Below are 23181 nucleotides of genomic sequence, written 5' to 3'. Positions count from 1 at the left end.
GCCATGGCCGAAGACAACGACCAGGAACGCACCGAGGAACCCACCGCCAAACGGCTGGAAGATTCGCGCAAGCAAGGCCAGATTCCCCGTTCCCGCGAGCTCAACACCCTGGCCGTGCTAATGGCCGGGGTGGTGGGGATGCTCATGTTCGGGTCCGGGCTATTGCACGATCTACGCGAGGTGATGCTGCACGATATCCGCCTGAGCCAACGCGACGCCTTCGACCCGGAAGCGCCCTTGGCCCATTTGGCCTACGACCTAGGCTTGATGCTGGAGATGCTGTGGCCCTTGCTGGCGCTGGGAGTGCTGGCGGCCTTGCTCGGTCCCCTGGCCTTGGGCGGCTGGAACTTCACTTCCGAAAACCTGGGGGTGAAGTTGGACAAGCTCAATCCGCTGCCCGGCATCGCCCGCATGTTCTCGGCGCAGGCGGCGGTCGAGGCGGCCAAGGCGATCATTAAATTCCTGCTGGTGGGCTTCGTGACCGCTGGCTTGTTCATGCACCATTTGGACGATTTCGTCGGGTTGGGACGGCTGGATTTCCTACCCGCCGCCGGCCGGGCCATGGATTTGGTCCTGACCTGCCTGTTATGGCTGTGCGCCTCGCTGGTCTTGATCGCGGCGGTGGATGTGCCGTTCCAACTGTGGTCGTGGAAGCGCAAGCTGCGGATGACCCTGCAAGAAATCAAGGACGAGATGCGCGACGCCGAGGGCAAGCCCGAGGTCAAGAGCCGCATCCGTGGCTTGCAGATGGAGATGGCGCGGCGGCGCATGATGGAAGAGGTGCCCAAGGCCGATGTGGTCATTACCAACCCGAGCCATTACGCCGTGGCCCTTAAATACGACGCGGCGGGCATGGCCGCGCCCAAGGTGGTCGCCAAGGGCGTGGATTTGATCGCGGCGCAAATCCGCAACCTGGCCCTGGGCGCGGAAGTGCCCTTGGTGGCCGCGCCGCCGCTGGCCCGCGCCCTCCACGCCAGCACCGAATTGGACCAGGAGATTCCGCAGGCGCTGTATCTCGCCGTGGCGCAGGTCTTGGCCTATGTCTACCAATTACGCGATGCCCGGCGTCATGGGGGGAGTGGGCCTGAACCTTTGGGGGATATCGAGGTACCGGAGGAGTATGCGCGGAGTTAGAAGCTGTCTGGTAAAAAAGTCGTGTAAAGTCAACCCCCCCGCTGACTATTGGAATCCCCGGCATAAGCTAGCTCGTCGAGTTCGGTGCGGTCGGTGATGATGAGTACCCGCGCCCCGATGCGGTGTTCGCGTATCCACTTGGCGAGCCAGACCATGGTCAGCGACTTGCCGCTGCCCTGGGTGTGCCAGATGATGCCGCCCTCGCGGCGCAGGATGAAGTCCTGGGCGGCCTTGACGCCGAAGTATTGGTTCTGGCGGCAGACCTTCTTGGTCCCGGCGTCGTAGACGATGAAGTCGTGGATCAATTCGAGGAAGCGCCGCTTGCCGCAGGTCTGCATCAGGTGGCGGTCCAGCGGGTTGGGCTCGTCGGCGTGGGGGCCGGAGTCCTCGACCCATTTGAGGTAATACTTCTCGCCGGTGTCGATGGTGGCGTAGCGCAGCCTACCTAGACGAGTTTGGATGGTAAGCCTCCAACCCTCCCACATGGACGCCCTGGTTAAACCGCGACACCCTTGGGTCTTTTGTTGGAGGAGCGGGATGAAGAAGCGGGATTTGCCGGAGGTCCACGTCGAGGCGTGGAGGAAGAGCGGGTTGAGCCAGGCCGAGTATTGCCGTCAACGGGGCGTGAACCCCAAGACCTTCTCGGGCTGGGTGAAGCGGGAACCCGCCGCCGGGGGGTTGGCCGGCCTTGGATTGATTCCGGTCCGGGTGGCCCCGGCCCCGGTCGCCGCCGAGGAGGGGCCGGCTTTGGTGCTGCGGCTGGCCCCGGGTGTCCGGTTGGATATTCCCGCGACGGTACCGGCGCGCTGGGTGGCGGAATTGCTGAGGGGCTTGGCGTGATCCGGCGTCCGGAGCATCTGTGGTTGGTGGTCGAGCCGGTGGACATGAGGCGGGGCATCGATGGGCTGTCGGCCCATGTCCAGCACCGGCTGGGCCGGTCGCCGTGTTCCGGCGCGGGGTTCATCTTCCGGAACAAGGCGGGCACACGGCTGAAGCTGCTGGTGTGGGACGGGAACGGGGCGTGGCTGTGCCAGCGTCGGCTGCACCGGGGCGGGTTCGCGTGGCCCGCGCTGGGCGAGGCGGTGTTCGCGCTGACGCCGGCGCAGTGGGAATGGTTGGTGGCGGGGATGGACTGGCGACGCCTGTCGGCCACGCCGCCGGTGGATTGGCAAGCCTGAGGACGGGGACGGAGCATTCCCCCGGAACCCAGTGTTTCCAAGGGTTCCGGGGGGTCGGGCGGGGGTATGATCGGGGCCATGGAAGCGCTGGCCCAACTCGACCTGCTGAACCTCGAACCGTCCGCCAAAACCCGATTGGCGGCGATGATCGCGGCGTTGCAAAGGGCGTCCGCAGCCAAGGACCTCAAGATCCAGGCGCTCACCCTGGAACTCGCCCATTTGCGGCGGATCCGCTTCGGGGTCAAAAGCGAAGCCCTGCCCCAGACCCAGCGCGACCTGTTCCAGGACACCTGGAACGAGGACTCGGCGGCGGTGGAGGCGGAGATCGAGCGCCTGGCCGACGGCGCGGCGGCCCCCGCCGCCGCCAAGCCGAAGCGCGCGGGGGCCGGACGCCAGCCGTTGCCGGACCCCCTGCCGAGGATCGAGCACCGCCACGAACCGGAGGCCTGCCAATGTCCCCGTTGCGGCAACACCGACCTGGTCCTGATCGGCGAGGACGTCACCGAGCAACTGGACGTCGAACCGGCCCGGTTCTTCGTCCACCGCCACATCCGGCCCCAATACGCCTGCCGCCCCTGCGAAACCGTCGCCGCCGCCCCGGTGCCGCCCGCCATCATCGACGGCGGCCTGGCGGCGGTGGGCCTGCTGGCCTGGGTGCTGATCGGCAAGCACGTCGCCCACCTCCCCCTGTACCGCCTGGAACAGATCGCCGCCCGCGACGGGGTGGTCCTGTCGCGCTCGACCCTGGCCGACTGGGTGGGCCGCCTCGGCGTGGCCCTGCAACCCCTGGCGGACCGGCTCGCCTGGCACCTGCGCCGGGGCGGCACGCTCCACGCCGACGAAACCCCGGTGGCGCAACTCGACCCCGGCAGCGGCAAGGCCAAGAAGGCCTACCTCTGGGCCTACCGCAGCAACGACCTGGAACCGGGACCCCGCATCGTCGTGTTCGACTACCGGCCGGGCCGGGGCGGCGGGCACGCGCGGGCGTTCCTCGGCACCTGGCAAGGCCACCTGCGGGTCGACGACTATGCCGGGTACAAGGCGCTGTTCGCCCCGGAACGGGAAGCGGCCCCGCCCTGCGTCGAACTGGGCTGCTGGGCCCATGCGCGGCGCAAGTTCTTCGAACTCCACCAAGCCAACCAAAGCCCCATGGCCGGGGAGGCGTTGCGGCGCATCGGCCAGCTCTACGCCGTCGAAGCCGAGGCCCGGTCGCTGGACATCCCGGCCCGCCAGCGGCTGCGGGCCGAACGCGCCCTGCCGGAACTGGAGTCCCTGCGCGCCTGGCTGGCCGAGACCCGCGCCCGCACCGCCCCGGGCACCGGGGCCGCCAAGGCGCTGGACTACACCCTGAAACGCTGGCCCGCCCTCGTCCGCTATGCCGAGACCGGCGATTTGCCCGTGGATAACAATCCAGTGGAGAACGCCATCCGCCCCATCGCCGTCGGGAAAAAGAATTGGTTGTTCTCCGGTTCCGAACGGGCCGGCCAACGCGCCGCCGCCATCCAGACCCTGCTCGGCACCGCCAAACTCAACGGGCTCGACCCCGCCGCCTGGCTGCGGGACACCCTCGCAAAACTTCCCGCCTGGCCCAACAGCCGTATCGACGAGTTACTGCCGTTCCACACCCAGATACCCCAGGCATAGGCCGAGCAATCAGGACAGGTGGTAGCGCTGGACGCTTACTTTGGATGTAGAAAAATATGACTTTATTTTCCAATACAAAAACTCCCAAATATCCGCCCCAATAAGTCGTCACTGGTGAACTCGCCCGTAATTTCGGAAAGCGCATGCTGCGCCTCCCGCAATTCCTCGGCCAATAGCTCCAAAGCCCGCGCATCCACCTGCCGGGCGGCGTTGTCCAGTGCGGTTCGGGCGCGGTCGATGGCATCCAAATGGCGGCGGCGGGCGATGAACACGCCTTCGGTGTCGGCCTCGTAACCCATCGCGGCCTTGAGATGGCGTAGCAAATCCCCGACCCCGGCTCCACTTTTAGCAGAGAGATAAACCACCGGGCCTTCGGGCATTTCGACCAACCCGGCGGGCTGGCCGGTCAGGTCGATCTTGTTATGGATACGGGTGACGGGCAGGTTTTGCGGCAGGCTCGCCAGCAGTTCCCCGGCCTGCTCCGGCTCGCGGTCGTCGATCAACAACAGCACCCGATCGGCCCGCTCGATCTCGGCGCGGGCGCGGCGGATGCCTTCCCGCTCCACGATATCCTCGCTGTCCCGAAGTCCCGCCGTATCGACCACATGCAAGGGCATCCCGTCGATTTGGATGTATTCGCGCAAGGTGTCGCGGGTGGTGCCGGCGATAGCGGTGACGATGGCGGCTTCCCGCCCGGCCAAAAGGTTCAACAGGCTGGATTTGCCCGCGTTGGGCCGCCCCGCAATCACCACGGTCATGCCATCGCGCAGCAAACAGCCTTGGCGGGCGGTCTGGCGGATGGCGTCCAGCGCGGCCAATAGCTCGGCGACCTGTGCGGCGATCTGGCCTTCCGCCAGGAAATCGATGTCCTCGTCGGTGAAATCGATGGACGCCTCGACATAGAGCCGGAGTTGGATCAAGGCTTCGACCAAGTTCCCCACCCGCCGGGAAAACTCCCCTTGCAAGGAACGCTGGGCGGAACGGGCGGCTTGCTCGGTGCTGGCGTCGATCAAATCGGCGATGGCCTCGGCCTGGGCCAGATCGATCTTGTCGTTGAGGAACGCCCGCTCGCTGAATTCCCCAGGCCGGGCCAGCCGCGCCCCCAGACCCAGCACCCGCCGCAACAGCAAATCCAGCAATACCGGCCCGCCATGGGCGTGGAGTTCGAGGACGTGTTCGCCGGTAAACGAACGCGGAGCGGGGAAATACAGGGCGAGGCCGCTATCCAGCACCGCGCCGTCGTGGTCGCGGAACGGGCCGAAATGGGCATGACGGGCGGGAATCATCCGGCCCAGGACGGCCTGGGCGATCTCCGGCGCGAGGTCGCCGGAAACGCGGAGGATGCCGACGCCACCCCGTCCGGGCGGGGTGGCGATGGCGGCGATGGTGTCGGGGTTGGAAGCGGCCATAAAAGAAAAGGCCGGGGTTTGCCCGGCCTCTCCAAGATCAAGAGCCTGCGGGCGCGGGCTTATCAACGATGATGGTTTTGTTGATATACCACTGCTGCACGATGGACAGCAAGTTATTGACCACCCAGTACACCACCAGCCCCGAGGGGAAGAAGGCGAAGAAGCCCGTGAACATCACCGGCATATACAGCATCACCTTGGCCTGCACCGGATCGGAAGGCGGCGGGCTGAGCTTCTGCTGGATGAACATGGACACGCCCATGATCAAGGGCAGCACGAAGTAGGGGTCTTTGTCGGACAGGTCGTTCAGCCACAGCATGAACGGGGCTTGCCGCATCTCGACCGATTCCACCAACACCCAATACAGCGAGATGAACACCGGAATCTGCACCAGGATCGGCAAGCACCCCCCCAAGGGGTTCACTTTTTCCTTGCGGTACATTTCCATCATCGCCATGTTCAGCTTTTGCTTGTCGGAGCCGTACTTTTCCTTGAGTTCGGCCAGTTTGGGCTGGAGCTTGCGCATATTGGCCATGGAACGGTAGCTCGACGCCGACAGCCGGAAAAACAAGGCTTTCAAGGTGAGGGTGACGAAGATGATCGCCCAGCCCCAGTTATCGAAAATCTTGTGGAATTGCTCCAGCAACCAGAACACCGGCTTGGCGATGAAGGTCAGGGCGCCATAGTCCACGGTCAGGTCCAGGCCGGGCGCGGTCGCTTCCAGCACGCGGAGCAGCTTGGGACCGGCGTACAACTGGGCGGTGAATACCTTGGACTGGCCGGGCGCGACTTCCAGCGCGGGCGAATAAGCCCCGATCACGAAATGGTTGTCCGACAGCGCCTTGGTGTAATAGGTCTCCTCGTCGTCCTTGGCGGGAATCCAGGCGGCCACGAAATAATGCTGGATCATGGCGATCCAGCCATCCTTGGACTTCTTGTCCAAGTTCTCGTTGGTCATGTCCTTGAAGCTGATCTTGCGGTATTTCTCCTCGGGGGTATACAGCACGCCGCCGGTATAGGTGCGGACCAACTGGTCCTTGTTGCCGGGGTCTTTACGCTGCAACTGCACGTACTGGCGGCCTTTCCAGCCCGCCGCGCCGCCGTTGGTGACTTCCTGTTCCAGCGCGATTTCATAGCTGCCGCGCTTCAACACATAGGTCTTGACCACCTTCACGCCCTGGTCGTTGGTCCAGGCCAAGGGCACCCGCAGGGTATCCTGGCCCGGAGCCATCTGATATTGATCGGCCTGGGCTTCCCAAACGCTGTGGTGGGTGGGGGCGGAGGCTTCGTTGCCCAGGAAGCCGCTCTGCGCGACGAACATCAAATCGCCGTCGGAGAACAGTTCGACCGGCTGGTCGGGATGGTCCTTGCTGATCGGATAGTTGAGGAGGTCGAGCTTGCGGATATCGCCGCCCTGGGTGTCGATCTCCAGGCGGAACAGGTCGGAAGTGACCACGACGCGGCGGTGCGGCGCGGCGCTGGCGGCGGGTTCGCCCTGCTTGACGATATCATCGACGCCGCGGGCCGAGTCCGGCACATCCGGGGCGGCGGGGGACTGTTGTTGCTGCTGCAAGGCCGCGAGATCGGGCCTGGGGCCGTAATCAACCTGCCATTGCTGCCATATCGTGAAGCCTAGGAAGAACAATAAAGCGAACAGGACGAACCTTAAGTTATCCATTGTTATTTTCCGAATTTTTCTGGGACGGGATCGAGGCCGCCGGGATGCCAGGGATGGCAACGCAGGAGGCGCCGGGCGGCGAGATACGAGCCTTTGACTGCCCCGAACCGTTCCAGTGCCTCAAGCGCATAGGCGGAGCAGGTCGGGTGGAAACGGCAATGGTGCCCCACCCAGGGACTAATCAGGTAGCGGTAGGATTGGACGAGGAAGACCAGGAGGGCTTGCATTGCGTCACCAGGCGGTCCCAGTGTTTCTGCAATGAGCGGCGGAGTGTTTCATGGTCGGCCTGGAGTGCGGCGCTACGCGCCATGACGACGAAATCGAGCCCGCCTAGGGTGTGCTGCCGTAATCGGAAACTTTCCCGGACGAGGCGCTTGATAAGGTTGCGGTCGGTGGCTTTGCGGACTTGCCGTTTGGAGATCGCCAACCCCAGGCGCGGATGGGTTTTACCGTTGGTCCGGGCGAGTACGGTCAACCGGCTATCCGCTGACTTCAAGGGCTGATCGAAAACCCGCTGGAACTCGGCTGCCGTGTTCAGGCGATGGGTTTTGGGGAAACCCTGGCCGGAAGCTTCCAAGCGTCAAACGGTCAGTTGCTTGCGGCCCTTGGCACGGCGGGCGTTCAGCACGTTGCGGCCACCACGGGTTTTCATGCGGGCGCGGAAGCCGTGGGTACGGACGCGCTTGATTTTGCTGGGTTGCCAAGTTCTTTTCATGGGACTCAAGCCTCTTGCGATACGGGGGTAAAAAGACGCGGAATCCTAAAGCACCCTCTAAGCCTCTGTCAATGCTGTGGATAAGTCCGGGCCGCGGTATAGTATCCACCCCCCCGAGACCACGACCCCGATTCCCCTATGCCCCCGACCCCACACCGGCCTGTCTCCGACAGGGATGCCGCGTTATGAGCGCCCTTTGGACCCAGTGCATCGCCAAGCTGGAAGGCGAACTGCCGCCCCAACAATTCAATACCTGGATACGGCCCTTGCAGGCGGTGGAGGAAGGGGCCGAACTCAGGCTCCTGGCCCCGAACCGCTTCGTGCTGGACTGGGTGAAGCAACATTTCATCGGCAAGATCGAGGAAGTGCTGGCCGCGCAGAAACTCCAACCCGCGCCCAGCCTGATCCTGGAAATCGGCTCCCGCAAAAACGCCGACAGCGCCGCCCCGGCCTCCGCCCCGAAAAAAACCCAGAGCGCCAAAAAAAGCCTGCCGCACAACCTGAACACCGGCTTCACCTTCGACAGCTTCGTCGAGGGCAAATCCAACCAACTGGCCCGCGCCGCCTCGGTCCAGGTCGCCCAGAGCGTCGGGCGGGCCTATAATCCCTTGTTCATCTATGGCGGCGTGGGGCTGGGCAAGACCCATTTGATCCATGCCATCGGCAATGAAATCCTCAGAGCCAATCCTTCGGCCCAGGTGGTTTACCTGCATTCCGAGCGCTTCGTGTCGGACATGGTGAAGGCGCTGCAACACAATGCCATCGGGGCGTTCAAGGATTATTACCGCACCGTCGACGCCTTGCTGATCGACGATATCCAATTCTTCGCCGGCAAGGAGCGCTCGCAGGAAGAGTTCTTCCACACCTTCAACACCTTGCTGGAAAACAAGCACCAGGTCGTGCTGACCTGCGACCGCTATCCCAAGGAAATCAAGGGTCTGGAAGAGCGTTTGAAGTCCCGTTTCGGCTGGGGCCTGCCGGTCGCCATCGAACCGCCCGACCTCGAAACCCGCGTCGCCATCCTCAAGAGCAAGGCGGTGAACCTGGGCGTGGAACTCTCGGACGAAGTGGCGTTTTTCATCGGCAAGCGCATCCGCTCCAATATCCGCGAACTGGAAGGCGCGTTGCGGCGGGTGATGGCGAACTCGCATTTCACCGGCAAGCCTATCACCATGGAATTCGCCAAGGACGCGCTGCGGGACTTGATCGCCTTGCAGGACCGGCTCATCAACGTGGACAACATCCAGCGCACCGTGGCCGAGTATTACAAAATCCGGGTCTCGGACCTCCTGTCGAACAAGCGCACCCGCAACCTGAGCCGCCCCCGGCAGATGGCGATGGCCCTGGCCAAGGAGCTGACCAACCACAGCCTCCCGGAAATCGGCCAGATGTTCGGGGGCCGCGACCACACCACGGTCCTGCACGCCTGCCGCAAGAGCGAGGAACTCAGGGCCTGCGATAATAAGTTCGCCGAGGATTACAGCATCCTCCTCCGCACCCTCTCCGCTTAAACCCACCCTGGCATCCACCATGAAATTCACCATCGCGCGTGAAACCCTGCTCACCCCGCTGCAACAGGTCATCGGCGTCATCGAGAAACGCCAAACCCTGCCGATCCTATCCAACGTCCTGCTGAAACTCAGCGACGGCCAGTTGGAATTGACCGGCACCGACCTGGAAGTGCAATTGATTACCCGCACCACCGTGGAAAGCGGCGACAACGGCGCGATCACGGTCCCGGCCCGCAAGCTGCTGGATATCTGCCGCTTGTTGCCGGACAAAAGCGCCATCAACGTCGATTGCAAGGACGAGCGTTTCGCCATCCGTTGCGGCAGCAGCAAGTTCAACCTGGCGACCCTGCCCGCCGACAATTATCCCGAATTCGACACCGGCACCACCGAACTGGAAATCGCCGTGCCCGCCGCCACCCTGCGCCGGGCGCTGGAAAAAACCACCTTCGCCATGGCCCAGCAGGACGTGCGCTATTACCTCAACGGCTTGTTGCTGGATGTGGATGGCCGCACGCTACGCACCGTGGCCTCGGACGGACACCGGCTGGCGGTATTCGAGGAGGTCTTGGAAATCGAGGGCCAGGGGCGGCAAATCATCATCCCGCGCAAGGGCGTCTTGGAACTGGCCCGCTTGTTGGGCGAGGGCGCGGAAACGGTGACGGTGCAGATCGCCCCCAACACCGTGCGGGTGAACCTGGGCGCGGTCAGCTTCGCCGCCAAGCTGATCGAGGGCCGCTTCCCCGATTTCCAGCGGGTGATGCCGCGCGACCTGGCCCGGATCATGTTGATCGACAAGGATGTGTTCAAAGGCGCCTTGACCCGCGTTTCGGTGCTGTCCAATGAGAAGTACAAGAGCATCAGCATGGAAGTGGACGAGGACGCGGTGATGTCCCTGAAGGCGCAGAATCCCGAACACGAGGAAGCCGAGGAGCGGGTGCCGATCCAGTTGGAAGGCAGCGGGCTGTCGGTGGGCTTCAACGCAGCCTATCTGCTGGACGCCATCAACAATGTCGGCTCGGCCCAGGTGCGGCTGTCGTTCACCGAGGCAGCCAATAGCTGCTTGATCGAGGATTGCGAGGACAGCCATTTCAAGTTCATCGTGATGCCGATGCGGCTGTGAACCCAACCCGCCTAGCGTTCCCGCGCCTGGCGCGGGAACGATCACGCTAACGCCGCATGAGCCTCCTCAAACTCGAAGCCCAGGATGTCCGCAATATCGCAGCGGCCACGCTGTTGCCTTCTCCCCGCCTCAATTTCCTGGTCGGCCCCAACGCCAGCGGCAAGACCTCGCTGCTGGAAGCCATCTACCTGCTGGGCCGGGCGCGATCCTTCCGTACTTCGCAACCCCACCAGATCATCCGCTTCGACCAACCCGCCCTGACCGTGGTGGGCCGGGTCGCGGCGGACTCATCCCCGCCCCTGCCCGTCGGCCTCCGCATCGCCCGCAACGGTCGGCGCGAAATCCACTTGGACGGGCGCGGCCTACACTCCAGCGCCGAGTTGCTCCGCGCCTTCCCGGTACTGGCGATCCAGCCCGGCAGCGTGGCGCTGCTGGAAGGCCCGCCCAAAACCCGCCGCCAATTCCTGGATTTCGGCGCGTTCCATGAAAACCCGGCCTATCTCGACCACTGGCGGCGCTATACCCAGGCTTTGGGCCAGCGCAACGCGCTTTTGCGGGAAAAACGGCCCAGGGAACTGGCCCCATGGACCCATGAAGCGGCGCGGTACGGTACAATAGTGGGCGAAACGCGCCGCCTTTACGCCGAACGGCTCGAACCCTTCTTCCAAGACACGGCACAACGCTTTTTCAAGGGGCTGGTTTTCCAATTGCACACTCAAGCGGGTTGGGACACCGCAAATCCCCTGGAAAAACTACTGGAACAGGATATCCCCCACGACCTCCGCCATGGGCATACCCAGTCCGGCCCCCACAAGGGGGATTTTTCCATCGCGCTCCAGGGCCGCCCGGTCAAGGCCTACCTCTCCCGTGGCCAGATGAAGCTATTGGTCTACGCCCTGCTGCTGGCCCAAGCCCGGCTGCTGGAAGCGCGGGCGGGTGCCGCGGGCTGCGTCCTGATCGACGACGTGGCCTCCGAACTGGACGAGGACAACAAAAAAAACCTGCTCGGCTTCCTGCGCGAGGGACGGACCCAGTACTTCATCTCCGCCACCGATAGCAAGATGATCCAAAACGGTTTGGGCGAAGAAGCGGCTCTATTCGAGATTGCCCACGGGCAGGCGTCCCCTCCCACCCACTTTCCGGTCCCGTAAACACCATGGCCAGCAACAAAAGTATTGTCGTTCAAGGGATTGAAATCCATGTATTCAACAAGGATGAAGAGGACTACATCAGCTTGACCGACATGGTCGGCGGCTTCGAGGGTGGTTCGGCGCTGATTGAGGCGTGGCTACGCAACAAAGACACGATTGAGTTCTTGGGCGTATGGGAGCGCTTGAACAATCCGAATTTTAATTCCCTCGAATTCGAGGGAATTAAATCGATGGCAGGCTTAAACCGCTTCACAATGTCCGCCAAGCGCTGGACCGAAAAAACCAACGGCATCGGCGTTGTCGCTAAGGCCGGACGTTACGGCGGCACCTTCGCCCACAAAGACATCGCCTTCGAGTTCGGCACCTGGCTCAGCCCCGAATTCAAGCTCTACCTCATCAAGGAGTTTCAAAGACTTAAAGAGCAAGAAGCACAGTCGGGCCAACTCGAATGGAACATCCGGCGCTCCCTGACCAAAACCAACTACCGTATCCACACCGACGCCATCAAAACCCATCTGATCCCGCCCGAAATCAGCAAACGGGAAGAAGGCTTCATCTACGCTTCCGAAGCGGATGTACTCAACAAGGCGCTCTTCGGCCTGACCGCCAAGGAATGGCGCACGCAAAACCCCGACAAAGACGGCAACCTCCGCGACCACGCCTCCGTGACCCAGCTTGTGGTCTTGGCGAGCCTGGAAAGCCAGAACGCCTTACTCATCCAACAAGGCCATAGCCAAGCGGCCCGCTTGGTGATACTCAACCAACTGGCGCGGATTCAAATGCAATCCTTGCTCAACAGCCCGGCCATCCAAGCCCTGGAAACCCCGCCCTTGTTCGACACCAAGTGACCACAGCGACCTCTAACGCATGAACACAGCCACCCAACCCGCCCACGATTACGACAGTACCTCCATCCAGGTCTTGAAAGGACTGGACGCCGTCCGCAAGCGTCCCGGCATGTACATCGGCGACACCGACGACGGCACCGGACTCCACCACATGGTGTTCGAGGTGGTCGATAACGCCATCGACGAAGCCCTGGCGGGCTATTGCAAGAACATCCGCGTCATTATCCACGCCGACGAGTCCGTCACCGTGACCGACGATGGCCGCGGCATCCCGGTGGATATCCACGAGGAGGAAGGCCGTTCGGCGGCGGAAGTCATCATGACCGTGCTGCACGCGGGCGGGAAGTTCAACCAAAATTCCTACAAGGTCTCGGGCGGCCTGCATGGCGTGGGCGTGTCGGTGGTGAACGCGCTATCGGAACTCCTGACCTTGGAAATCCACCGTGGCGGCAAGAAATACCGCCAGGAATACCGCCACGGCGAACCGCAAGCGCCCCTGGCCGAATTCGGCGAGGCCGGCGACACCGGCACGATGCTGCGCTTCAAGCCCAGCGACCAAACCTTCACCCATATCGAGTTCCATTACGACATCCTGGCTAAGCGCCTCAGGGAACTGTCGTTCCTGAATTCCGGGGTGCGCATCAGCCTGGAGGACGAGCGCAGCGGCAAGAGCGATGTTTTCGAGTTCGAGGGCGGCATCCGCGCCTTCGTCGAGCATCTCAACAAGAACAAAACCCCGCTGTTCGAGAAGGTGTTCCATTTCCTGGCCGAGAAGGACGGCATCACCGTGGAAGCCGCCCTGCAATGGAACGATTCCTACCAGGAAAACATCTTCTGCTTCACCAACAACATCCCCCAGCGCGACGGCGGCACCCATCTGGCCGGTTTCCGCGGCGCCCTGACCCGTACCCTGAACCAGTACATCGAAGACCAAGGGTTCTTGAAAAAGCAGAAGGTGGACACCACCGGCGACGACGCCCGCGAAGGCTTGACCGCCGTGCTGTCGGTGAAGGTGCCCGACCCCAAGTTCTCCTCGCAGACCAAGGACAAGCTGGTGTCGTCCGAGGTGAAGCCGGTGGTGGAAGCCGCCATGGGCGAGAAATTCCAGGAATTCCTGCTGGAACAGCCCGCCACCGGCAAGCTCATCGCCCATAAGATGATCGAGGCCGCCCGCGCCCGCGAAGCCGCCCGCAAAGCCCGCGAAATGACCCGGCGCAAGACCGCCCTCGATATCGCGGGCCTCCCTGGCAAGCTGGCCGATTGCCAGGAAAAAGACCCGGCACTGTCGGAACTGTTCCTAGTCGAGGGCGATTCGGCCGGCGGTAGCGCCAAACAAGGCCGCGACCGCCGCACCCAGGCCATCCTGCCGCTCAAGGGCAAAATCCTCAACGTGGAGCGGGCACGCTTCGACCGGATGATTTCCTCGGAAGAGGTCGGGACGCTCATCACCGCCCTGGGCTGCGGCATCGGACGCGAGGAATACGATCCCAACAAGCTGCGCTACCACCGCATCATCATCATGACCGACGCCGACGTGGACGGCTCGCATATCCGCACCTTGCTCTTGACCTTCTTCTACCGGCAGATGCCCGAATTGATCGAGCGCGGCCATATCTACATCGCCCAGCCGCCGCTGTACAAGGTCAAGAAGGGCAAGCAGGAGCAATACGTCAAGGACGACACCGAGTTGAACAACTACCTGCTGCAACTCGCGCTGGAAAAAACCCGCCTCCACCCCAACCCCCAGACCCCGCCGATCCAGGGCCACGGCCTGGAACAACTGGCCCGCGACTATCTGGCGGTGCGTGGCGTGGTGCAACGGCTGGCCCACCGCTACGACGCCACCCTGCTCGACCTGCTGGCCGAACTGCCCGCCCTGGACGCCGCCACGATGGCCGACGAGGCCCGCCGCGCGGCGTGGTTCGATCGCTTGAACACCCGGCTCAACCGGGCCGAACCGGGGGCCAGCTTCGAGATCGACCTACAATCCAGCGGCGGCGAATTCCACGCCCTGATCAAAAAGCGCCTGCACGGCGTCTACAAGGCCATCGAACTCGGCGCGGGCTTTTTCAATTCCGCCGATTACAAGCGGCTCGCCGCCTTCGGCCAGGCCACGGCGGACCTGTTCGGCCCGGACAGCTTGGTGGCGGCGGACGAGAAGAAAGCCCATGTCGCCAATTTCAAAGCCGTTTTCGACTGGATGATGGCCGAGGCCAAGCGCGGCCAGCATATCCAGCGCTACAAAGGTTTGGGCGAGATGAACCCCGAGCAATTGTTCGAGACCACCCTCGACGCCAACAGCCGCCGCTTGTTGCAGGTCAAGATCGAGGACGGCATCGCCGCCGACCAAATCTTCACCACCCTGATGGGCGACCAAGTCGAACCCCGGCGCGATTTCATCGAGAAGAACGCCCTGGAAGTGGCGAACCTGGATATCTAAGCGGCGGAATCCGCTTGGACCGGGCCGCGGCGCGACATCATCGGCATATCGCCCGCTTTTACCGTTTTGTTACAGGCATCGATTTGGTATTTTCTCTCCCCGGCCTGGACAACCCGGCCATCCTCGGCAAGACCACCCTAAAAAGCCCTGCGCGGCGCGGCATCCATACCGGGATATTCCAAGCCCGGATGGAACGCCCCACCCCAAACCCCGCACGGCCCCGACAACCCCAGAGAAAATCCCGATGTCGAAACGCGATCTAACGGCGCTCACCGAATACGCCAAAGCCTTCTCGGCCCTCACCCCGGACAAGGAAGCCGTCCTCCGGGAGCTGGGCTTGGCGGTGGCGCCCCGCCTGGGCGAAGTGACGGACCACTTCTACACCAAGTTGCAAACAATCCCGCAAGCCCGCCCCGTGCTGGAAGGCCGCATCGACGACCTCAAGCGCACCCACGTCCGTTGGTTGCGGAGCCTGTTCGACGGCCCTTACGACGACAGTTTCACCGCGGCCATGTACCGGGTGGGCGATGTCCATGTGCGGGTGAAGCTGCCGGTGGAATTCATGGCCGGGGGCATCGTGCTGATCACCGAGCAATTGATCGAACTGGTCGGGGAAATCTACCGCGACAACATCGACCGCTATAAGCAAGCCATGAGCGCCTTGAACTCGATCCTGGGCTTCTGCCTGTTCATCATGCAGGAGTCCTATCAATCTTCCTCGCTGGCGGAAGAATTGGAGAAGTTCCTGAAAATCACCGGGATGAGCCGCAAGCTGTTCGACAACCTCGCCAACGCCTATCGCTGACCATGCCCAAGCCGCCCCGCCCCGCTTGCGCCCTCCTGGCCGCGCTCCTGTCGCTCCCATCCTGGACGGCGGCGGGCCAACCCGGCCCGGCCCGAGGCCTGGCCCGGATCGACCATATCGTGGTGATCTACCTGGAAAACCACAGCTTCGACAACCTCTACGGCCTGTTCCCCGGCGCGGCGGGCATCGCGCAAGCCCCACCCCAGGCCACCCGGCAAACCGATCTCCAGGGCCGCATTTACGACACCCTGCCGCCGGTCGTCAACACCGAACACAAGCCGCCCGTCCACGACGGACGCTTTCCCGCCGATTTGCCCAACCAGCCCTTCGATATCGGGCGCTATGTGCCACCGGACCAGAAGACCGGCGATCTGACCCACCGCTTCTACCAGCACCAGCAACAAATCGACGGCGGACGCATGGACCGCTTCGCCGCCGTCTCCGACGCGGGCGGGCTGGCCATGGGCTATTACGACGGCACCAAGCTTCCGCTCTGGCAATACGCCCGGCGCTATACCCTGGCGGATCATTTCTTCCAGGCCGCGTTCGGGGGTTCGTTCCTCAACCACATGTGGCTGGCCTGCGCCTGCACCCCGCGCCACCCCGACCCGCCGCCCGACATGCTGGCCCGCCTGGACGATCAAGGCGGTTTGGTCAAAGACGGGACGTTCAGCCCCGATGGCTACGCGGTCAACACGGTATTCCCGGCGCAAGGCCCGCATCCCGCCGCCATCGACCCGCGCAAGCTGCTACCGCCCCTGGTCCAGCCCACCCTGGGCGACCGCCTGTCCGACAAGCGGATTTCCTGGGCCTGGTACGCGGGCGGTTGGAACGATGCCGTGGCGGGCCGGGCCGATCCCGGCTTCCAGTTCCACCACCAGCCCTACGCCTATTTCCAGCGCTATGCCGGGGGCACGCGGGACCGGGCCGAACACCTCAAGGACGGGGCCGATTTCCTCGCCGCCCTCGAACACGACCGACTCCCCGCCGTGGCATTCTACAAACCCATCGGCAGCCTGAACGAACATCCGGGTTACGCCGACCTCCTGTCCGGCGAGCGGCATATCGCCGATATCCTGGGCAAGATCGAACGCGGCAAGTTCTGGCCCCGGACCCTGGTCATCGTCACCTACGACGAATACGGCGGCTTCTGGGACCATGTGCCGCCGCCCATGCTCGACCGCTGGGGACCGGGCAGCCGCATCCCGGCCCTGATCGTGTCGCCCTTCGCCAAGCGCGGCCATGTGGACTCCACGGTCTACAACACCACTTCCATCCTCAAGCTGATCGAAACCCGCTTCGGGCTGGCCCCGCTCGGGGAACGCGACGCGAAGGCCCAGAGCTTGTCCAAGGCTTTAGGCTGGTAGCCCGGATGCCCGGTTAAGCCCGTATTCATCCTATCCGGCCTATGCTCAGCTAAACGCCGCGGCGGTTCGCGGCACACCGGCTCCCCGACGGGGGCCAGCGAGGTCCGGCATGAAACGTCTATTACTCGCACTCCTGCTAGGGATGGCCTTGGCGATGCAGGGATGCGCCTACTCCTCTCCCGGCTATTACCGCACCTATCCGGTCTACCCGCGCTATGGCTACGGCCTTTCCTATGGCTATGCGGCACCTTATTACGGCTACCGGGGCTATTACCGGCCTTATTACGGCCCGCGTTATGGTTGGCGTGGCGGCTACGGCTGGCACGGCGGCGGCTGGCGGGGTGGGCATTGGCATTGAACCCGGATAGCCCCGCGCCTCAGAGCGGCGCGGGGTTTTGCTGCGGGATACCCGGAACGGGCCGCTACGCCTGCCTTTCCAACTCGCGCATCTCGACCGGCGACACCCGGCCTTTGGCCGACACCTTGTCATAGACCTCGTCGAACGCCTCCCGGCAGTGCGGCAGGCGATCCCGCAGGGCATCGTAGCCGGTGTGGTCAAACATGGCGCGGAAATCCTCCCGGCTCATGCAAGTGCGTGCATACAAGGCTTGATACCCTTGATGCGCGATGACGAATTGCTCCAACGCGGGCAAGGCCACGGCATTATCGAATGCCTTGCCAATCCCCGGCGTGCCATAAGCGCCGATATCCACATACATTTCGTCCACTGTGCCATCCGCCATTTTCAACGGCTGGATAAACCCAGGCTTCCCACCATTATCCTTGATCGCCATCGGCGACAGCCATAAGGGATAAACCTGGAAATGTTCATCGAAATAGCGGATGGATTCCTTGAGATAGCGGATCGGCACCAACATATCCTGGATCACATGATAGCGCTCACGCAAACGCTGGGTAGTGCGGGTTTCGGTATATTTCAGCAATTCGATCCGGGGCGGCAAGGCCCAGCCCAGGAGATACCGGAACACCGGATGATGGGCGAATGGGATGATGTCCTCCATGGCCCAGAAATAACTGCGGGTATGGCGGTGGAAATAATCACGCAGTGGTAAATATTCGACGCCAGATTTACGGGCTTCGAGATAGGTTTGGACATGTTTATAAAACCAGGGCCGCATATAACAGCCCATGGAATTGAAAGCCCCGTCGGAGCCCAGTTCGTCGGCGAATTGCCCGCGCATAATCACCGCCGTCCCGCCGCTATAAACCAACCCTTCGACGAAATCGTTATTCGCGGTATCGCGGGAGGCTTGCTCGAACACCTCGACCATTTCGTCCAAACTATAGACCGGCTGATAATGCAAGCGGATATAGGGCTTGGCCCGGACAATCTTGAGTTCGACAGCAACCAGGAATCCCAGAGTGCCATGGCTCCACGGGATTTGATAATACAGTTCGCTATTTTCGACCGGGCTGCATTTCAATAGCTTGCCTTCCGCCGTGACGATCTCGAAGGATTCGCAAATATGCTGGAATAAGCCATATTTATGGCTGCTGGTTTCCACCCCGAAACCCATAATCAAGCCGCCCACCGTCAAATCGTCCAATTCCGGCACCACGGCCAAGGTCCAACCCTTGGCGATGAGACTGCGGGAAATCTGGCCCATACTCGCCAAAGGCTCGACCCGGACCACGGCTCGCGCCTCGTCTATGCCTAAAATATCGTACAGTCCGACATCGATCTTGCGATGGGTCAGCTTATATTTCGGCACCAATTCGCTCATGGTTTTCCAGCCGGAACGCCCGGTGGTGAGTTTTTCCTTGCAGCCGTCTTGTTTCCAAGCTTCGACTTGGGCGATGACGGCCTGGACACGGGCATCGTGCCGGGCCGGGGCGCTGTTGCGGCGGAAGGCGATTTGGGCGCGGAGGGTAGAATAAGCCCCGTAAACCACCGAAATCGGCAAGAGGAATAGCGTGGCGAACAGACCACGATAACGGGTCAGGATATGCTCGAACAAATCGCCGGGTTTTATCATTGTTATTTGACTCGCATAAAAAGATACCGCCGACCCCAGAAACCTGGGAATCAGCGGTATGGTTTTAGAAATCGATTTACGGCAAGCGGCGCTTAGGAAGCCACGGGTTTTAGGCGGCGGCTTGCGCTCCGTCTTCGGTCGGTTGGGCCGGGTTTTGACCATCGGTTTTGCGGGCCAGATATTCCTCCCACTTGCGGGCGGTCAGTTTCTGGAACAGCGGCACCACCGGATTCAACTCGATGGGCGGGGCATCCCAATGTTCCTCATAACCCAGTTGCTCGGCTTCCAGAGCCACGCCGTCTTCCAGCAGGATGGGTTTGAATACCAGGGGCTTGGCGATATTCAACACCGTCTGGGTCAACCATTTCGGGGTTTTCACCGAGAGGAATGGAATCGTCACCGCGTCGAAATAGAACAGGAAAAACGCCCGCGTGGTGCGGTCGTTGATCGGTAGCATGAACGACCAGTTCTTGATGCTATCGCCGGTATTGGTCCATTGATAGGGATATTGATAACACAACTCGATGGACTGGGTATTAACCCGGTTGCGGTCCACGAAGATACCGGAAACCCTGCCGCCCGCCATATAGGCATCGTAGGTCAAATAGACCCGGTCATCGTCGGCCTCGTGATGGGTCAGTTTGGCATCGATGAACGGACGGTATTTGCGGTGCAAGAAGGCATGGGCGAAATCGCAGATATTATCGATCACCATGGAATGATGGGTTTTCCAGGTGAAATCCGCCGCGAACGACGCCCAAGGATTATCGCCGCTCAATTCGGGAATCTCGGGAATTTTATGCACCTCGGCCAAGGCCGGATCGCCGGGGAATAGCCAAATCAGGCCATAGCGCACCCGCACCGGATAGGTCCGCAATTGGGTTTTGATTAAGGGCTTGCCGAAACTATCGTGGGAATAATCCACCAGCTTGCCCTCGCGGTCGAAGGCCCAGCCATGATAGACGCAGCGCAGATGGCATTTGTCCACCACGCCATGGGTGAGCTTGAGATGGCGGTGCGGGCAGCGGTTCTGCACGGCGTTGAGTTGGCCTTCCTCGTCGCGGTAGAGGGCGATGGAATTGTTCCAGAACACCACTTCCTTGACTTGGCCCTTCTTGACCGCCTTGTCGTATTCCACCACGTACCAGCGGTCGGGGTCCAAACCGGCGGAGCGGGCTTTTTGGCGGGTGGTTTTGGCGTCGGTGAAAATGGGCGGTGGGCTTTGGGTCTGGGCAGAACTCATGTCAGGCTCCGGGGCTTGGGGGTTTTCGGGGTTACTGGGCCGGGACAATCACGCCGCGGCGCACGAAATCTTGATAGGCGGACTCGACCGCCGGGCGTAATCCGGTGGGCTGGTAGCCCAGTTCGCGCCGGGCCTTGTCGTGGCCGGCCTGGCGGCGCAGGGTCAGGAGACGCACCGCCGCCGGGGTGAAGCGGCGGGGCTGGTTGGGAAAGAGGCGGAACCAGGTTTTATCCGCCACCTCGGCCACAGCGGCCATCACCTGTGGCGGCAGCTTTAACCTGGGCAGGGGACGGCCCGTGACCTCGCGGAACAGGCCGAGCAAATCATCCACCGAGGCATAGGCGGTGCTGAAGATGTATTTCTGCCCGGAACGGCCCTGGCGCATGGCGAGGAGATGGCCTTCGGCGACATCCCAGGCCGAGACGAACTCGAACCCACCGGGGATATACGCCCTGAGCTTGCCATGGGCGAAATCGACCAACACCCGGCCCATGCGCGAGGGCACATAATCGTGCGGGCCGATGATGGCGCAGGAAGTGGCGACCACCACGTTCAGCCCATCGGCATGGGCCTTGAGGCATTCGTGTTCGGTCAGATGCTTGGTGAAACCGTAGGGCAGATGGCGCTCGAACGGATAGAACGGCATGTCCTCGTGGCTGGCGCGGTCGGGTTCGTAGCCGGTGGCGCTTAAAGAACCCGACACCACCACTTTTTCGACGCCATGCTCCCGCGCCGCCGCCAGGATATGGCGGGTGCCGCCGACATTGGTGTCGTAAATCTCGCGCTTATGGGCGGCGTCGCCCTCGATGGTCGAGACCAGGGCGGCGCAATGGTAGACGCGGGTACAGCCCCGCACGGCCTGCGAGACGGCGGAAGCATCGCGCAAATCGGCTTGGACGCGCTCCACATCCAGCCCATCCAGGGCGCCGTTGTCGCGCCCGGCCCGCAGCATCACCCGGACGCTTTCGCCCTCTTCGAGCAGGCGGCGGACCAGATTGGCCCCGAGATGGCCGGTGGCTCCGGTGACGAGATTGATACCGGCGCTCATGGGTTCACTCCGGGATTCAGGAGGAAACAGGCAGGTTTGGCTTGCATAGTGGGTCTAAAACAGGCGGATGAGGGTCTACATGGTATCGCAACGGCTTCAAGCCGCTATTTCCGCGCAACCCCGGATGGAATCCGGGCTAAGTCCGGGCCATTCTAGCCCTTCCCGGCTATTGCACACCCTGGCTGGTCAAATAATCCTCATAATTCCCGCTGTAGTTGACGACGCCTTGCGGGGTCAATTCGATGATGCGGGTCGCCAGCGAGGACACGAATTCGCGGTCGTGGCTGACGAAGATCAAAGTGCCGGGATATTGTTCCAAGGCGGTGTTCAGCGATTCGATGGATTCCATGTCGAGATGGTTGGTGGGTTCGTCCATCACCATGACATTGGCCTGTTGCAGCATCAGTTTGCCGAACAGCATCCGGCCTTGCTCGCCGCCCGATAGCACCCGCACCGGCTTCTTGATTTCATCCTGCGAGAACAGCAAGCGGCCCAAGGTCGCCCGCACCGATTGTTCGTCGTCGCCTTCCTGTTTCCATTGGTCCATCCAGTCGAACAGGCTCATGTCGGTGGAAAAATCCGCCGCGTGGTCCTGGGCGAAATAGGCCAGGTTCACATTTTCCGACCATTTCACCGTACCCCGGTCCGGCGGCAGTTCGCCGACCAGGCTCCGCAGCAAGGTGGTTTTGCCGATGCCGTTGGGACCGATCACCGCCACCCGCTCGCCCACTTCCACCATCAAATCCAAGCCCTGGAACAAAGGTTCCGCGCCATAGCCCTGGGCCAAATCCTTCACTTCCAGCGCCAAGCGATACAGCTTCTTCTTCTGGTTGAAGCGGATGAAGGGATTGACCCGGCTGGACGGTTTCACTTCGTCCAGCTTGATCTTGTCGATCTGGCGGGCGCGGGAAGTGGCTTGCTTGGCTTTGGAGGCATTGGCCGAAAACCGGCTGACGAAGGTCTGCAATTCGGCGATCTGGGCCTTCTTCTTGGCGTTGTCGGCCAGGAGCCGTTCCCGCGCCTGGGTCGAGGCGATCATGTAATCGTCGTAGTTGCCGGGATAGACCCGCAGTTCGCCGTAATCCAGGTCGGCGATATGGGTGCAGACGCTGTTGAGGAAATGGCGGTCGTGGGAAATGATGACCATGGTGCTATTGCGGTCGTTCAGCACGTTTTCCAGCCAGCGGATGGTGTTGATGTCGAGGTTGTTGGTAGGTTCGTCCAGCAACAGGATATCGGGATCGGAAAACAAGGCTTGGGCCAGCAACACCCGCAATTTCCAGCCGGGAGCGACCGCGCCCATCAAGCCGTAGTGCTGTTCCAGCGGGATGCCGACGCCCAGGAGCAATTCCCCGGCGCGGGATTCGGCGGTGTAGCCGTCGAGTTCGGCGAACAGGATTTCCAGGTCGGCGACCCGCATGCCCTCGTCTTCGCTCATCTCGGGCAGCGAGTACAGCCGTTCGCGCTCGGCCTTGACCCGCCAGAGTTCGGCATGGCCCATCAGTACGGTATCGATGACGGTGTATTCCTCGAAACCGAATTGATCCTGGCGCAGTTTGCCCAGGCGCTCGTGCGCATCGAGCGAGACATTGCCGGCGGTGGGTTCCAAATCGCCGCCCAGGATTTTCATCAGGGTCGATTTACCGCAGCCGTTGGCCCCGATCAGGCCGTAGCGGTTGCCGTCGCCGAATTTGACGGAGACGTTCTCGAACAGGGGCTTGGCCCCGAATTGGATGGTGAGGTTCGCTGTGGTTAACAAGGGAGTTCCGGGATTGGGGAGGGTGAAAGGGAAACCGCGAAAAGCGCCTATCTTAACCTGGGTCGCCCGCTAAACCAGCCTGGACCATGCGCCCGGCGTCCCGGCGCTGCCAAGGGAGGCTAGGGAACACCCGC

22 protein-coding genes are annotated in these 23181 nt (G+C 62.3%); 12 read left to right on the top strand and 10 right to left on the bottom strand.

Annotated features, from left to right (window positions below; all coding sequences use genetic code 11):
• The first annotated feature begins 3 nt into the window (after positions 1–3).
• Positions 4–1134 (top strand): flagellar biosynthesis protein FlhB, encoded by a 1131-nt coding sequence (gene flhB / locus B9N93_RS02280; protein WP_085210509.1) that lies wholly within the window; start codon positions 4–6, stop codon positions 1132–1134.
• 29 nt (positions 1135–1163) lie between these two features.
• Here flhB and B9N93_RS02275 read toward each other — a convergent pair whose 3' ends face one another.
• Complete coding sequence (locus tag B9N93_RS02275) at positions 1164–1619, bottom strand: DEAD/DEAH box helicase family protein (protein ID WP_217807251.1); 456 nt, start codon at positions 1617–1619, stop codon at positions 1164–1166.
• Between the two features lie 52 nt (positions 1620–1671).
• Between B9N93_RS02275 and tnpA the strand changes: the two genes are divergently transcribed.
• From tnpA to tnpC, 3 genes are all read left to right on the top strand, one after another.
• Entirely contained in the window at positions 1672–1974 is a 303-nt protein-coding gene (gene tnpA, locus B9N93_RS02270) for an IS66 family insertion sequence element accessory protein TnpA (RefSeq protein ID WP_085210508.1), read from the top strand.
• Positions 1971–2312 (top strand): IS66 family insertion sequence element accessory protein TnpB, encoded by a 342-nt coding sequence (gene tnpB / locus B9N93_RS02265; RefSeq protein WP_254899320.1) that lies wholly within the window; start codon positions 1971–1973, stop codon positions 2310–2312. The genes tnpA and tnpB overlap by 4 nt, the downstream gene beginning before the upstream one ends.
• A gap of 78 nt (positions 2313–2390) precedes the next feature.
• The gene (gene tnpC / locus B9N93_RS02260) at positions 2391–3956 is read left to right on the top strand and encodes an IS66 family transposase (protein WP_085216142.1); all 1566 of its coding nucleotides are present in this window, start codon (positions 2391–2393) and stop codon (positions 3954–3956) included.
• A 62-nt stretch (positions 3957–4018) separates the two neighbouring features.
• Here tnpC and mnmE read toward each other — a convergent pair whose 3' ends face one another.
• From mnmE to rpmH, 5 genes are read right to left on the bottom strand one after another with little or no spacing between them, the layout of a single operon-like run.
• Positions 4019–5365 (bottom strand): tRNA uridine-5-carboxymethylaminomethyl(34) synthesis GTPase MnmE, encoded by a 1347-nt coding sequence (mnmE, locus tag B9N93_RS02255; RefSeq protein ID WP_085210506.1) that lies wholly within the window; start codon positions 5363–5365, stop codon positions 4019–4021.
• 37 nt (positions 5366–5402) lie between these two features.
• Positions 5403–7043, bottom strand: coding sequence for a membrane protein insertase YidC (gene yidC / locus B9N93_RS02250; protein WP_085210505.1), 1641 nt, complete (start codon positions 7041–7043; stop codon positions 5403–5405).
• A 2-nt stretch (positions 7044–7045) separates the two neighbouring features.
• Positions 7046–7270 carry a membrane protein insertion efficiency factor YidD gene (gene yidD, locus B9N93_RS02245; RefSeq protein ID WP_085210503.1) on the bottom strand — a complete coding sequence of 75 codons (225 nt, stop codon included), beginning with the start codon at positions 7268–7270 and terminating at the stop codon, positions 7046–7048.
• Complete coding sequence (gene rnpA, locus B9N93_RS02240; RefSeq protein WP_085210502.1) at positions 7225–7620, bottom strand: ribonuclease P protein component; 396 nt, start codon at positions 7618–7620, stop codon at positions 7225–7227. Before rnpA ends, yidD begins: the two co-directional genes overlap by 46 nt.
• Before the next feature lie 3 nt (positions 7621–7623).
• On the bottom strand, positions 7624–7758 hold the full coding sequence (gene rpmH / locus B9N93_RS02235; protein ID WP_085210500.1) for a 50S ribosomal protein L34: 135 nt from the start codon (positions 7756–7758) through the stop codon (positions 7624–7626).
• Positions 7759–7943: 185 nt separating this feature from the next.
• Here rpmH and dnaA point away from each other — a divergent pair, with 185 nt between their 5' ends.
• The 8 genes from dnaA (at position 7944) to B9N93_RS02195 (ending at position 17358) form a co-directional block, all read left to right on the top strand.
• Positions 7944–9269 carry a chromosomal replication initiator protein DnaA gene (dnaA, locus tag B9N93_RS02230; protein WP_085210499.1) on the top strand — a complete coding sequence of 442 codons (1326 nt, stop codon included), beginning with the start codon at positions 7944–7946 and terminating at the stop codon, positions 9267–9269.
• Between the two features lie 19 nt (positions 9270–9288).
• Positions 9289–10389: a DNA polymerase III subunit beta gene (gene dnaN, locus B9N93_RS02225; RefSeq protein WP_085210497.1), complete on the top strand. Its 1101-nt coding sequence runs from the start codon at positions 9289–9291 to the stop codon at positions 10387–10389.
• A 56-nt stretch (positions 10390–10445) separates the two neighbouring features.
• Complete coding sequence (recF, locus tag B9N93_RS02220) at positions 10446–11540, top strand: DNA replication/repair protein RecF (RefSeq protein WP_085210495.1); 1095 nt, start codon at positions 10446–10448, stop codon at positions 11538–11540.
• Between the two features lie 5 nt (positions 11541–11545).
• Positions 11546–12388, top strand: coding sequence for a KilA-N domain-containing protein (locus B9N93_RS02215; protein WP_085210494.1), 843 nt, complete (start codon positions 11546–11548; stop codon positions 12386–12388).
• A 19-nt stretch (positions 12389–12407) separates the two neighbouring features.
• Positions 12408–14828 (top strand): DNA topoisomerase (ATP-hydrolyzing) subunit B, encoded by a 2421-nt coding sequence (gene gyrB / locus B9N93_RS02210; RefSeq protein ID WP_085210492.1) that lies wholly within the window; start codon positions 12408–12410, stop codon positions 14826–14828.
• A 244-nt stretch (positions 14829–15072) separates the two neighbouring features.
• Positions 15073–15633: a protoglobin domain-containing protein gene (locus B9N93_RS02205; RefSeq protein ID WP_085210491.1), complete on the top strand. Its 561-nt coding sequence runs from the start codon at positions 15073–15075 to the stop codon at positions 15631–15633.
• Between the two features lie 2 nt (positions 15634–15635).
• A complete protein-coding gene (locus tag B9N93_RS02200) occupies positions 15636–17000 on the top strand; it encodes an alkaline phosphatase family protein (RefSeq protein WP_085210489.1) in 1365 nt (454 codons plus the stop codon).
• A gap of 109 nt (positions 17001–17109) precedes the next feature.
• Positions 17110–17358 carry a hypothetical protein gene (locus B9N93_RS02195; RefSeq protein WP_085210488.1) on the top strand — a complete coding sequence of 83 codons (249 nt, stop codon included), beginning with the start codon at positions 17110–17112 and terminating at the stop codon, positions 17356–17358.
• A 64-nt stretch (positions 17359–17422) separates the two neighbouring features.
• Here B9N93_RS02195 and B9N93_RS02190 read toward each other — a convergent pair whose 3' ends face one another.
• The 4 genes from B9N93_RS02190 to B9N93_RS02175 form a co-directional block, all read right to left on the bottom strand.
• A complete protein-coding gene (locus tag B9N93_RS02190) occupies positions 17423–18997 on the bottom strand; it encodes an FAD-binding protein (protein ID WP_085210486.1) in 1575 nt (524 codons plus the stop codon).
• A 109-nt stretch (positions 18998–19106) separates the two neighbouring features.
• Entirely contained in the window at positions 19107–20240 is a 1134-nt protein-coding gene (locus B9N93_RS02185; protein WP_085210484.1) for a Rieske 2Fe-2S domain-containing protein, read from the bottom strand.
• 31 nt (positions 20241–20271) lie between these two features.
• The gene (locus tag B9N93_RS02180; RefSeq protein WP_085210482.1) at positions 20272–21288 is read right to left on the bottom strand and encodes an NAD-dependent epimerase/dehydratase family protein; all 1017 of its coding nucleotides are present in this window, start codon (positions 21286–21288) and stop codon (positions 20272–20274) included.
• Between the two features lie 166 nt (positions 21289–21454).
• Positions 21455–23047, bottom strand: a complete 1593-nt coding sequence (locus tag B9N93_RS02175; RefSeq protein ID WP_085210481.1) for an ABC-F family ATPase — start codon at positions 23045–23047, stop codon at positions 21455–21457.
• Between the last annotated feature and the right edge of the window lie 134 nt (positions 23048–23181).

It is taken from the genome of Methylomagnum ishizawai, assembly GCF_900155475.1.
GTDB classification, from domain to species: domain Bacteria; phylum Pseudomonadota; class Gammaproteobacteria; order Methylococcales; family Methylococcaceae; genus Methylomagnum; species Methylomagnum ishizawai_A.
This window is presented reverse-complemented; position numbering and strand designations above follow the sequence as displayed.